The organism is Vibrio sp. B1FLJ16 (genome assembly GCF_905175385.1).
Classification (GTDB): Bacteria; Pseudomonadota; Gammaproteobacteria; order Enterobacterales; family Vibrionaceae; genus Vibrio.
The window spans coordinates 1,670,268-1,683,302 of record NZ_HG992749.1 but is presented as its reverse complement, the minus strand read 5'-3'; the positions used below and the strand labels follow the sequence as shown (position 1 = coordinate 1,683,302).

Below are 13,035 nucleotides of genomic sequence, written 5' to 3'. Positions count from 1 at the left end.
GGATGAATAGTGTATTTAACATGTCGACCCAAACGCAGCGTCATTGGCCTGCTTATCTCTCGCTTGGTTTTAGTAAGTCGGATGACAAAACTCAGATGAAGCGTATGGAGTTTCAGGGGCCGTTGCGCGTTCAACGTCCGTTTTATCCAGAAATGGATGTCTGCCATGTTTACCTGCTTCATCCTCCAGGAGGGCTCGTTTCGGGAGATGATTTAAGTATTCAGATCCACTGTCAGAACGAGAGTCATGCGCTTATCACCACGCCTTCTGCAGGAAAGATTTATAAGGCAGACAGCAAAAATATTGAGCAAAAGCAGCGTGTTGATATTGAAGTCGAGAATGCCGCGTGTGAGTGGTTACCGATGGAAACGATTGTTTTCGATGGCGCACACGGCAAGTTGACCACTAACGTTAATCTTTATGGTGACGCTAAGTTTGTTGGCATTGATGTCTTCTGCTTAGGGCGTCCCAAAAGTCACTTTCCGTTTACTCAGGGAAGTGTTGAGCAACACTTGTCTATCTATCACGACGGCACACCACTATTGCTTGAGCGCCAATATCTAGCAGCGGACGACCCACTGCTGACGGCGATCAGCGGTTTCAACGGACAGCTGGTTTCAGGAACCTTAACCGTAGTTGGATTAGATGATGGGCAGGCAATGGTGGACTTACTGCGTCACCACTTTTCTGCAGAGACACAAGGTACGCTGAGTATGACTTATCGACTTAACGTCTTGTTGGTTCGCTACCTAGGTGATTGTAGCGAACAAGCGCAACATCAATTACGTGCATGTTGGCAAATTATTCGCCCGGAACTGCTTCAGCGTCCAGCATGTGCTCCAAGAATTTGGAACACCTAAGCCGCAGCCCGCTGCGCAAAATAACTCAAAAAGTAACGATGTAATAAATAGAAACGTAACGCAGAGTTTAGAGGATTTACCGATGGAACTATCTCCAAGAGACAAGGACAAGTTATTGCTGTTTACCGCGGCGTTAGTGGCTGAGCGTCGGCTAGCGCGTGGCGTCAAACTCAACTACCCGGAAGCGTCGGCTTATATCTCCGCTGCGATTATGGAAGGCGCACGTGATGGCAAAAGTGTTGCCCAGCTGATGAGTGAAGGTCGCAATCTGCTGACTAAAGATGACGTTATGGAAGGGATTTGCGAACTGCTGGAGGAAGTTCAGGTAGAAGCGACATTTCCTGACGGTACAAAGCTTGTCACTGTCCACAATCCGATTCAATAGGAGCAAGTATGAAGCCTGGTGAATACATTTTAAATGACGCGCCAATTGAACTGAATAAAGGACGTAGAACGCTGCAACTGGCGGTGATCAATCATGGTGATCGTCCAATCCAAGTTGGCAGTCATTACCACTTTTTTGAAACCAATCCAGCGCTGGACTTTGAGCGTGAAAAAGCCAAAGGAATGCGGCTCAACATTGCTGCTGGTACTGCTGTACGTTTTGAACCGGGGCAGACTCGTAACATTGAATTAGTTGAGATTGATGGTGCGAAAGCCATATATGGCTTCCGCGGCGAAGTGATGGGCAAGGTTTAAGGGGAGTAGACCAATGGCAGAAATTTCTCGTCGAGCCTATGCCGATATGTATGGGCCGACAGTCGGCGACAAAGTTCGTCTTGCCGACACTGAGCTGTTTATTCAAGTTGAGCAGGATTACACCGTATACGGTGATGAAGTGAAGTTTGGTGGCGGTAAAGTCATTCGCGATGGGATGGGGCAAGGTCAGTTATGTCGTGATGAAGTCGTAGATTGCGTGATCACCAATGCGTTAATTCTCGATCACTGGGGTATCGTCAAAGCCGATATTGGTATTAAAGATGGCAACATCGCCGCTATCGGTAAAGCGGGTAACAAAGACATTCAACCTGATGTCACGATTAATGTTGGCGCAAGCACCGAAGTGATTGCTGGTGAAGGGCATATCGTCACTGCTGGTGCTATCGATGCGCATATCCACTTTATCTGCCCGCAACAGATAGAAGAAGCGTTAATGGCGGGCACCACAACCATGATTGGTGGTGGTACAGGCCCGGCTACGGGCACGAACGCAACCACGTGTACACCCGGTGCGTGGAACATGGCACAAATGCTGCGCAGTACCGACCAAATGCCGATGAACTTTGGTTTTCTTGGTAAAGGTAACGCGAGTTTGCCTGCGCCACTTGCAGAGCAAATTGAAGCCGGTGCTTGCGGGTTAAAGCTGCACGAAGACTGGGGCACAACGCCAGCATCGATCGACAACTGTTTGTCAGTCGCGGAGAAATACGACGTGCAGGTTGCTATTCATACAGACACGCTAAATGAATCCGGCTTTGTCGAAGATACACTTGCTGCATTTAAAGGACGTACGATACACACCTACCATACTGAAGGCGCGGGTGGTGGTCATGCTCCGGACATCATTGTTGCCTGTGGTCAACCAAATGTTCTGCCATCGTCAACGAATCCAACTCGTCCTTACACGGTCAATACGGTTGACGAGCATTTAGATATGTTGATGGTGTGCCATCACCTTGACCCAAATATTCCGGAAGATGTCGCATTTGCCGATTCTCGTATCCGCAAAGAAACCATTGCTGCGGAAGACATTCTCCACGACTTGGGCGCGTTCTCTATGATTGCCTCGGATTCACAAGCCATGGGACGAGTAGGTGAAGTCATTACCCGAACCTGGCAAACCGCGCACAAGATGAAAGTGCAGCGTGGTTATCTTGAGCAAGACAAAGCGATTGAGGCAGATAACTTTCGTGCTAAACGCTACATCGCAAAGTACACCATTAATCCGGCTATTGCACACGGTGTGGATCATACCGTTGGTTCACTGGAAGTCGGAAAATTGGCGGATATCGTGCTTTGGAAACCAGCGTTCTTTGGGATTAAGCCAGCGTTAATTATTAAAGGCGGTTTTATTGCGGCGGCACCGATGGGCGATGCCAATGCGTCAATACCAACACCGCAACCTGTTCATTATCGCCGGATGTTTGGTGGATTTGGTAGCGCCGCTTCTGCAACGTCTGTCACCTTTACCAGTAAAGTCGCGAGTGAGAATGGTCTCAAAGAAAAGTTAGGTTTGCAGCGCGAGCTGGTGGCATGCAAAAACTGCCGCAGCGTAACCAAGAACGACATGATTCTCAACGACTACATGCCGACAGTGACAGTAGACCCACAAACTTACGAAGTTCGCGCCGATGGCGAGCTATTAACCTGCGACCCAGCGACAGAATTGCCGTTGGCGCAGCGTTACACCTTGTTCTAAGTGAAGGAATAGAAATATGTACCGAGTAATTAGTCGCTCAGATCATCATCATGGCGAAATAGATGACTCAATTGTACTTGCCTATGAAGTTCGTCAACGAGGACGCTTCAGAGCAACAAGCAAAACGGGGATGGATGTTGGTGTTTTTCTTCCGCGCGGCGATGTTTTGCAAGATGGAGACTGCCTGTTTACCGAATGTGGAAAAGTGTTTCTGGTCGAAGCGCAAGAGGAAGAGATCGTGACAGCCAGTGCGAAAGACTGGTTAACGTTTTCCAAAGCTTGCTACCACATGGGAAACCGTCACGTGCCAATGGCAATTGGTGAGCTGTGGCTGGCTTTTCAGCCGGATCATGTTCTGGAGGAAATGGTGGAACTCTTCGGTCTGGAATGTCGACACCATAAAGCGATGTTCAATCCAGAGTCAGGTGCTTATCACGGCAGTGGCCATAGTCACAGTCATGAGGAGCATAGTCACTAATGAACGTACAGTCATTGCTCTCTCTGTTGCATCTTAGCAGCCCGAGCCTGCCTATCGGGGCGTTCGCTTATAGCCAGGGGTTAGAAACGGCAGTGGATCTGGATTGGGTAAGTGACGAAGCCACATTACAAACCTGGTTAGAGCCAATCCTCAATCATGCGCAAGCGAACTTGGAAGTGCCAATTTTGGTGCGTTGTTATCGAGCGTGGCAAAAAGACGATTTAGCAGCACTTGATCATTGGCAAGCGGTGTTACTGGCGAACAGGGAAACCGCTGAGCTGGTAATGGAAGAGCAAAAGCTTGGGCAGACTTTTTATCGTTTGTTGGTGAGTCTGGAAGTTGACTTGCCACCAGAGGCGAAAAAGATGACTTATTTGCCACTGTTCGCCAAAGCATGTCAGCACTTTGGTGTTTCACTGGAGCAGGCGGCGACGGGGTGGCTTTGGTCATGGCTAGAGAATCAAATTACGGTGGCATGTAAGACCGTTCCGTTGGGGCAAACATCAGCGCAACGCGTTCTGATTACTTTGATGCCACAAATTGAACATGCAATTAAAACAGGGTTTTTGGTCGAAGATGAAGCTATCGGGCTGACATTACCGAATTTTGCAATGGTCTGTGCATGGCATGAAACTCAATATTCAAGATTATTTAGGAGCTAATAATGAGTACACAATGTTTACGAGTTGGTGTGGGTGGTCCAGTTGGCTCAGGTAAAACAGCACTGTTGCGTCAGCTATGTTTAGCCATGCGTCAGCACTATGAATTAGCCGTGGTAACCAACGACATTTACACCAAAGAAGATGCGGAGTTTTTACTACGCAATGAAGCTCTGGAGTCCGATCGTATTCTTGGCGTGGAAACCGGTGGCTGTCCGCATACTGCGATTCGTGAAGACGCCTCGATGAATCTGGCGGCAATTGACGAACTGCAAGAACGTCATCCTAGCTTAGAGTTCGTACTGGTTGAAAGCGGGGGAGACAACTTGAGTGCGACCTTTAGCCCTGAGTTGTCCGATCTGACGCTATACGTAATTGATGTCTGTGCGGGTGACAAAATCCCACGTAAAGGAGGCCCAGGCATCACCAAATCGGATTTGTTGATCATCAATAAAACTGATTTAGCACCCATGGTTAATGCATCGTTAGAGGTAATGGACCGTGATGCTAAAAAGATGCGCGGTGCTAAGCCATTTGTGTTCACCAACCTGATTCGTGGTGACGGTTTACAGGAAGTAATCGATTTTATTGTTGAACGCGGCATGCTGGAAAAGCGTGGCGTGAAAGTTGAAGTGACGGAAGCATAAGGAATAGCGAAATGAAAGGATTAATCAACGGATTGACGGCAAGTTTAGTATTGGTAAGTGCTAGCAGCTTTGCTCATACAGGGCACACCATGCAGGCTAGTTTTTCTCAGGGCTTTTTACACCCGCTGACTGGCTGGGATCATCTATTCGCTTTATCGTTAATCGGTTTGTTTCTCTCCAGTTTTGCACTTCGCCGAGCGAGTCAGATTTCAGCTGGTATCATGGCAGCAATCATTGGTGGCTACGCTATTGGTTTAGAGTGGAGTAGTGCAAGCTCAGCAGAAACTTTAGTGGCGAGCTCATTAATCGGCTTACCACTTGCTCTCCTTGTTTTAAAAAAAGGTGGCCTGAAGAGCGTGATAGCTGCGAGCGCAATATTATTGTTCAGCTTAGCGCATGGGTTAGTTCAAGGTGCCGAGGCCCAAGGCGCTTTTGCACAATTTGGTCTGGGTGTGATGCTGGCTAGTGTTATGGTCGTTGGTGCTACCTATTTTATCTCAAGACAATTAGCTGCTCTGAAGGTACGCCTTACCCATCAATAAAGCAGTCTTTCTATAAATATGCCGACTAACGTCGGCATATTAATTTACTCAGAATTACTCGTAGCAATATAACTTTGAGGCGCAATAATTGAGCTTGAACACATATAAACGATGTTTTGTGATTTGAATACAAGTTCATTGATCTAACACCACCCCTTTGTTTCCAAACAGTGTGCATAATTGTTAACTGGAGTCACTTGATACCACCTTTTTATCTCTTTCGGATAAGCCTCAGTTACTCAGTTACTCAGTTACTCAGTTTCTGTACGAGATAGCTATACGTTTCAGTGAACTCCGAATGTTAATACACCATCTCAGGAAGAGAAGTAGCACTATGCGCCCTTATCTCAAATACATCATCCCAACGATCATCCCGTTAATCATCTGGCTGATGCCTCTGTCTGCATTTCCATTCGATGGCATAACCATCATCCAACAGCGAGTCATTGCAATATTCTTACTTGCCGCTCTATGCTGGGTGTTTGAGCCTATCCCTATCTATGCGACATCGGTAGTGATCATCGTCCTGGAACTATTGCTGGTGTCGGACAAAAGTATTGTGCTGTTTCGGGGGCAAGAAGGGCAGCCACATTTCGGAGAATTACTGCATTACAATGAAATTATGGCAACGTTTGCCAGTCCGATCATTATGCTGTTCTTAGGCGGTTTCTTCTTAGCGATGGCTGCCACTAAGTATCGTTTGGATGTTAACTTAGCGCGCGTGTTACTAAAGCCCTTTGGGCAAAACCCTAAATACGTAATGCTGGGATTAATGCTGATCACGGCTATTTTTTCCATGTTCATGTCTAACACCGCAACGACTGCCATGATGTTGTCTATCCTCACTCCGGTCATTGCCGTTTTTGGCCCCAAAGACCCGGGTCGTATTGCGTTCGCTTTGTGTATCCCTGTTGCGGCTAATATTGGTGGTATCGGAACACCGATTGGTACGCCACCGAACGCTATCGCCCTGAAATATCTTGTTGGCGATAATCTGATTACGTTTGGTGAATGGATGATGTTTGGTGTGCCTTTTGTTGTTGTGATGATGGCACTCGCATGGCTACTTATCAGTGCACTTTATAAAGCGGATCAAACCACCATTAACCTCGATATTAAAAGTAAGTTTTTAAAACGCCGAAAGCAATGGTTGTGTACATTACCTTTGCAGGCACGATCATTCTTTGGCTAATGGGCTCGGCTCATGGCATGAACTCGTACACGGTAGCGCTTATACCTGTCGCAGTTTTCTCTTTAACCGGCATTATTAATAAAGAAGATTTAAAGAAAATTTCCTGGGATGTGCTTTGGTTAGTGTCTGGTGGTATCGCGCTTGGTTTGGCGCTGGATAAAACCGATTTGGCTAAATTGGTCGTCCACAGCATCCCATTCGATGAGTTCTCACCATACGTGGTGTTGCTCGGTGCGGCTTTCCTCTGTTTGCTTATGGCTAACTTTATGTCCCATACCGCTACGGCTAACTTGTTGATGCCCATTATGGCAGCACTGGGCGCTTCTATGGCATCACTAACGCCACTTGGTGGTGAGGTTACCTTAATTCTCGTGGTTACCTTTGCCGCTTCGTTAGGTATGTCTCTGCCTATCAGTACACCGCCTAATGCACTGGCACACGCAACTGGTCATGTACAAAGTAACCAAATGGCACGTGTTGGTGTGGTGCTTGGTGTAGTGGGAGTGCTGCTAAGCTTTGTGATGGTTTGGGTACTGCATTCGGTAGGATTTATTGGATAACCTATGTACGAAATTAAACATGTATGAAAGTAAGTTAGATGCGTTAGTAGAGCGATATTTTAATCAACCAGAGCGTCGCATTACTGTTGCGGCCGGCTCGGCATTGATTGAACAAGATGGCTATAACGATCGTCTGTATTTTGTTCTTTCGGGGCAGTTAGCAGGTTACTACGCTGAGGAGGAGAGAAAACCAATTCAGGTTTTCTCGGCTTCTGAAGGGGCATTTATCGGTGTACACAGTTTCTTCTCAGGGACCTGGACAGCGTCATCGACGGTGGTGGCTCAATCGGATGCCGAACTCGCATGGATAGAACGTAGCACTCCTGCGGTGGAAGAATCCAAGTTTGGCCCCCTGACAACGCAGTTCATGCCAGTCATGGTTAATGAGCTATCACGTCGTCAGCATCGTGCGATGGAAGAGGCGCTTGCCAAAGAAAAAGCGCTGCAAAAACTCCACACTGCGGAACAAATGACAACGTTGGGACAGCTTGCCGCAGGCATTGCCCATGAGCTTAATAATGCAATTGGTGTTGTAAGCAGCAAATCCGAACGATTAGAAGCGGTAATCATGGACTTGTTAGAGGAAGTGCATCCCGAGGCAAGTCAGTTCTTTGATTTTGGATTATTACAGGGTCAGAAAGTCTCGTCGAGCGAGGCGCGGGCCCGAGGCCGTGAATTTGAAAAGCATTACGGCCTATCCAGAGGACTAGCGCGAGATTTAGCAAGGGCGGTTCCGGAAGGTTATCTCTCAGAACATTGGTTGAAAAATCCTCAAGATGCCATCCGCTACTGGCAAATGGGAAGAGACCTACACGATCTGCGTCTTGCGTCTAAACACACTGTGGGCATAGTGCGTTCCGTCAAACAACTGGGTCGTACCGATATTGATGTGGATGAAACACTGAATATCAATGATTCAATCAACCGGGCGTTAGCTTTACTACAAAGTGATTTGAGACGGGTAAAAGTTCGTTTTCGTCCGGCAGAGTTACCACTGTTCCTCGGCTCACAGACGGAACTTGTGCAGATTTGGGTAAACATCTTAAAAAATGCGTGTGATGCATTAGTTAATGTTGAATCGCCTACGATAGAGATACAAACACGTTTCAGTAAAAGCAAAATTCTAGTGACGATTAGCAATAATGGCCCGGAGATAGATGAATCCACACGAAGAAAGATTTTTCAGCCAAATTTTACGACTAAGAAGGGCGGGCTGTCGTTCGGATTAGGCCTGGGGTTGTCGATCGTAAAACGTATCGTTGCAGGCTACAACGGATCAGTGGTTGTGAAAAGCGACAGTGACAAAACTATTTTCAGAATCAAATTACCGGTAGAGGGTGAACATGGAGAAGCTTAATTTAATTTGCGTTGACGACCAACGAGAGGTGTTAAGTGCGGTTCTGCTTGATCTAGAACCATTGGCTCAGTGGCTAAACATTGAAGATTGTGAATCAGCCATTGAAGCACTGGAATTAATGGACGAGCTTGATGCTGAAGGTGAAATGATTGCCCTAGTTATTTCAGATCATGTAATGCCAGGTAAAACCGGCGTTGAGTTCTTGGCTGAAATATCTAAAGACAGTCGATTTGTTCATACCCGTAAGGTTTTGTTAACGGGGCAGGCAACCCATTCGGACACCATCAATGCGATAAACGACGCTGGTATTGACCGTTATTTCGAAAAGCCCTGGCAGGCGGTTCAATTGGTAGAGTGCGTCAGAAACCTTGTAACTAAATACATCTTCGATATGGGACTCGATTACACGCAATATCATGAGCACCTTGATCAAAGTGTGGTTTTTGAACGGCTTAGGTAGATGTAGTTTACTAAAACAAAACAAATTACCTCCTATACCAAAATGACTTCGAGATGCCGGACTCAGAGCATCTTGAAGTCATTTGTGTATATAAAACTAAAACTGTAGCTAGACTTGGGTCTCAACTACGTAAGTGAAGATATTCTTGATGTCATACTAATTTCTTTTTTGGAAAAATGTAATACTGTTCCTACATTGAGACTTTCTTGAATAAACCGCTTCTTCCGAATTGATTCATTTTTGATTCAAAATGTTTCTAATCTCACTTATTTCAGAGTGTAATATCCCAATAAACGAGTGCTTTATACCCATTTTCCTTTATATGGTGCTAATTTTTCCTTCCTGTCTCAACTGTGTCTTTTCTTGTGTTTGATTATTCTTCTGTTGTAAATTATTGAATTTGTTGGATTATTGTTTATATCAAAGGTCGTTGTCTGTCAAATATGGAAGAAATTCATAGAGCATGAAATGCTAATGTAGTGACTGCTTATTTCCAATATGGAAAAGGTGGTTTTATTTTTTTTCATTAGCGATTACGGGGTCATGAGGATAAGGTTTGGAAGTGACTTCACAAAATTTTAATCACACGTGTGGTCATACGAAGAATATTATGGTTTGCCTTAAAGAGGGTGAGCTGTAGGTTACACTGAGTTTTTCATTATGTGTAATAAGGTCAAGATGTTTAGGCGAAGTGGTTTGTGTTTCCAGCACTTAATTCCTTTTACCCTTTGTTAGCGTTTAGAGGGTTTCCTAGTCATCTTTCTACTGGGTTGTAACTATCGATGTTGAAACAGGCGTATCGCTCCAAATTTTTGCCGCAGTTGCTAGCGTGGTGAAAATATGGGTGCCAGAGTACACAACATTGAATGTTCAACAATAGCAACAACGTTGTTTGGCTTAAAGAGGAGTGCACCCACTGCGCGCACTGTAACGAGATAGATCAGCAATAATCTAATTTAAAATGCCTGGCTATATAGTAATAACAGTGTTCGATTTGATGACGTCGTGACATATTTTTTAATGTATGACGGAATCCGGTGGGGAATCACCTTTCATATCTTCTTTAACCTCATACGTCTTGCGTTGCTTATGCGACTTCACAAGCGTCCAGCACTTTACAGGCATCAAGTAATTGCTCCTGTAGCCATCGTAATGCCGGATCATTCAAACTCGCCTTGTTCCAAACTAAACTGTAAGACACTTGGCCGAAATCAAATGGAAGGGGCTGTTCAATTAAGCCTTTGGTTTGTAATGCGGTTCTTGCCCAGAGTTTAGGGCAAGTGAACAAATGGTCTGAGTGGTGGCACATAACTGCTGCAGAGCCAAAGTCCGCCACTTTCATCGCGAGGTTACGCTTATGGTATTTCTGCTGAAGGTTTTGCTCAAAGTAGGGCTGAGAAAGATCCTTATCGTGAATGCCTAAGTGTCGTGAACAAAGGTATCCTTCAATGGTAAGCGGCTTTTGCGCAAGTGGATGGGATTTTCTCATTAAACATACTAACTCGTCTTTCAATATGGTCTGCCAAATCAGGTCTTTGTTATGTGTCGGCGGCTGACTCAGATCGTGGGGCAACAGCAAAAAGTCAATTTGTCCCCTGATTAACGCATCGAAACTCATCTCATCTTTCGAATGAACATTTAAAACCGTATGGTTACCAAGTTGCTTTGATAAATGTTCTAGGACTGGCGCAAACAGTTCAAATGAACTTTCACGCATTGCAATCGAGAATTCTCCTTGATAATAAGCAGGATTGAAAGAACCCTGGTGTAGCAAGCCATTCATACTAGACAAAATGCCATGAATCGATGGGCCAATTTTAGTCGCAAACGGGGTAGGTACTAAGCGTGTTCCATCACGGTAGAACAGTTCATCCTTTAATGTTTCGCGCAGCTGGCTAAGCGTTTTACTCACACTTGATGGCGTCACACAGAGACGTTCAGCTGCTTGCGTAACGCTATGTGTAGATAGCAACATGTGTAACACAGTCAGGTGCTTCAAACTGATTCTGGATAGAGTGATGTAGTCCATAGTTTATTGTCTTGGTGGATGTGTTCGTTTATTCAATTCTATCTGTATTCATGCACTAAGTGGAATAGTTATCTGCGGTCATTCTCAAATCGTTATCGTGTCGACAAAAAATCCCATTTGTTGTTATTCGTTGAATTACTTATATAAACGCTCCAATTCAAACGATGAACAAATAAAAATGAATGAACTGATCGATGCCATAGCGACCGATGGATATTACATTTGGGACGACTTTCTATCAGACGAAGAAGTTACGCAGCTGAGAGATTGTATACCTGATAACTGGAAAAAAGCACGTATCGGTCGAAATGAAGAAGTTACTCGTGAAGAGTCTATTCGTAGTGACAAGATTCAGTGGCTAAAGCCTGAGATGGGTAGCCCAATCGCATCTTATCTAAGCAAGCTGGAAGAGGTTCGACAAGCGGCAAATCGCCACTTGTATCTTGGCTTGTTCGAATATGAAGCGCATTTCGCTAAGTATGAGAAAGGCGATTTCTACAAGAAGCATCTGGATAGTTTTAAAGGAAATGAAAATCGCCGTTTAACCACAGTGTTTTATCTCAATGAGTCTTGGAGCGAAGAAGATGCCGGCGAGCTGGTGGTTTACGATTTAAATGATAAGACCGTTGCGACAATACCTCCCAGAGGAGGCCGTCTGCTCGTATTCTTGTCCGAACAATTCCCCCATGAGGTGTTGCCGACTAACGCTGATAGATTCAGTATCGCAGGTTGGTTCCGAATCAATGGTGTGCGCGACAATATGTTGGATATTGCCAGTTGAGGTTAGTTAGCAGAGCGTTACTCTATTGGGTTTCCGATTCATCTGCATTTGCAGTTAGCGTAGTAGTAGGATTTGGAAACTCAAACCAGGAAATACAAAAGCCGACGGTGCTGAGTTTTTGCATCAATGTTCAGGCCATCAGCTAGAGTAAGCCACTATTCTATCGGCAAATAGACCTCTGTTATTAAGTTACATTCATTTACTTCATGAACGAAATTTAAGTAACGGAAGAAACAGGGAAAATCTCTTAAATCTTCGCCACTCTCCGGTAGCCACTTTTGATATAGGTAATAGACAGTATCACCAATAGTGTCATGACTACCCTTGTGGATAGCAACCGCGCACCTGCCACCAGGAATCATTCCGGATTTAACGCCAAAGCTATTTTCTGGTACATCTCCTTGATGTGAACCACAGATATCGAACCGGAATTCTTCATCAGGAGTATTACTCGGGTCAGAATAAGGAATGCCAAATGTCTCACTGGTTTTTAAGGGGGATAATCCTGTAGATTGTCTCCAGTTGATGAATTTCGAGGCTGTTTCAAAGACGAGCTTTGGGCTCCCTCTGTGCTCTATGAGTGCGACTTCTCTATTGTCGAAATCGATGACTTTTATATCCATCGTAGTTTCTCCTGAAATAAGGGGTTGATATTCATATTTTGCGTGCCAGGAACTCCAATCTGGCTGAGCTCTAAACTGGGAAGGAGTCTGGCCAAATACTCTCGAAAATGCGCGAGAAAAGGCCTCAAGACTTTCGAAGTGCGCTTCAAAAGCAATATCAGTAACACTTGCCTTAGGTTCAAATGTTAACCTGAAAGAAGCTCGCTTCATGCGGGCTAGCAGAACGTATTGTATGGTGCTAATTCCCATAAACGATTTAAAGATACGGTGAAAATGGTACTTAGAACTGGCAGCGACTGAACTTAGCTGATCTAGAGAAAACTCTTTATCTAAGTTACTGTTGATAAAGTTACATACTTTCTTTACCTGTCGTTGATGGCGACTCACTACATTCATTTTCTTTTAATACCCCACTAAGAATTCATAAA

At 45.1% G+C, this 13,035-nt stretch carries 13 protein-coding genes and 1 pseudogene; 12 read left to right on the top strand and 2 right to left on the bottom strand.

Annotation, left to right across the window (positions count from 1 at the left end; all coding sequences use genetic code 11):
* The first annotated feature begins 2 nt into the window (after positions 1-2).
* The 11 genes and pseudogenes from KHN79_RS07620 (at position 3) to KHN79_RS07570 (ending at position 9,174) form a co-directional block, all read left to right on the top strand.
* On the top strand, positions 3-860 hold the full coding sequence (locus KHN79_RS07620; protein WP_182007713.1) for an urease accessory protein UreD: 858 nt from the start codon (positions 3-5) through the stop codon (positions 858-860).
* A gap of 82 nt (positions 861-942) precedes the next feature.
* Positions 943-1,245, top strand: coding sequence for an urease subunit gamma (gene ureA, locus KHN79_RS07615; protein WP_182007714.1), 303 nt, complete (start codon positions 943-945; stop codon positions 1,243-1,245).
* Positions 1,246-1,253: 8 nt separating this feature from the next.
* A complete protein-coding gene (locus KHN79_RS07610) occupies positions 1,254-1,559 on the top strand; it encodes an urease subunit beta (RefSeq protein WP_182007715.1) in 306 nt (101 codons plus the stop codon).
* 13 nt (positions 1,560-1,572) lie between these two features.
* Positions 1,573-3,279: an urease subunit alpha gene (ureC, locus tag KHN79_RS07605; RefSeq protein ID WP_182007716.1), complete on the top strand. Its 1,707-nt coding sequence runs from the start codon at positions 1,573-1,575 to the stop codon at positions 3,277-3,279.
* 16 nt (positions 3,280-3,295) lie between these two features.
* Positions 3,296-3,757, top strand: a complete 462-nt coding sequence (gene ureE, locus KHN79_RS07600; protein ID WP_182007717.1) for an urease accessory protein UreE — start codon at positions 3,296-3,298, stop codon at positions 3,755-3,757.
* Entirely contained in the window at positions 3,757-4,419 is a 663-nt protein-coding gene (locus KHN79_RS07595; protein WP_182007718.1) for an urease accessory UreF family protein, read from the top strand. Before ureE ends, KHN79_RS07595 begins: the two co-directional genes overlap by 1 nt.
* Before the next feature lie 2 nt (positions 4,420-4,421).
* On the top strand, positions 4,422-5,063 hold the full coding sequence (gene ureG, locus KHN79_RS07590) for an urease accessory protein UreG (RefSeq protein ID WP_182007719.1): 642 nt from the start codon (positions 4,422-4,424) through the stop codon (positions 5,061-5,063).
* An 11-nt stretch (positions 5,064-5,074) separates the two neighbouring features.
* On the top strand, positions 5,075-5,605 hold the full coding sequence (locus KHN79_RS07585; RefSeq protein WP_182007720.1) for a HupE/UreJ family protein: 531 nt from the start codon (positions 5,075-5,077) through the stop codon (positions 5,603-5,605).
* 334 nt (positions 5,606-5,939) lie between these two features.
* Positions 5,940-7,357 (top strand): annotated as a pseudogene (locus KHN79_RS07580) (SLC13 family permease).
* Between the two features lie 19 nt (positions 7,358-7,376).
* Entirely contained in the window at positions 7,377-8,714 is a 1,338-nt protein-coding gene (locus tag KHN79_RS07575) for an ATP-binding protein (protein ID WP_182007721.1), read from the top strand.
* Positions 8,701-9,174 (top strand): response regulator, encoded by a 474-nt coding sequence (locus KHN79_RS07570; RefSeq protein ID WP_182007722.1) that lies wholly within the window; start codon positions 8,701-8,703, stop codon positions 9,172-9,174. The genes KHN79_RS07575 and KHN79_RS07570 overlap by 14 nt, the downstream gene beginning before the upstream one ends.
* Positions 9,175-10,261: 1,087 nt before the next feature.
* Here the strand turns inward: KHN79_RS07570 and KHN79_RS07565 are convergent.
* Positions 10,262-11,203, bottom strand: a complete 942-nt coding sequence (locus tag KHN79_RS07565) for a LysR family transcriptional regulator (protein WP_182007723.1) — start codon at positions 11,201-11,203, stop codon at positions 10,262-10,264.
* 178 nt (positions 11,204-11,381) lie between these two features.
* Between KHN79_RS07565 and KHN79_RS07560 the strand changes: the two genes are divergently transcribed.
* Positions 11,382-11,984: a 2OG-Fe(II) oxygenase gene (locus KHN79_RS07560; protein ID WP_182007724.1), complete on the top strand. Its 603-nt coding sequence runs from the start codon at positions 11,382-11,384 to the stop codon at positions 11,982-11,984.
* Positions 11,985-12,139: 155 nt separating this feature from the next.
* On the opposite strand, the gene KHN79_RS07555 is transcribed toward KHN79_RS07560, so the two are convergent.
* Positions 12,140-13,003 (bottom strand): AraC family transcriptional regulator, encoded by an 864-nt coding sequence (locus KHN79_RS07555; RefSeq protein WP_182007725.1) that lies wholly within the window; start codon positions 13,001-13,003, stop codon positions 12,140-12,142.
* Positions 13,004-13,035: the final 32 nt, after the last annotated feature.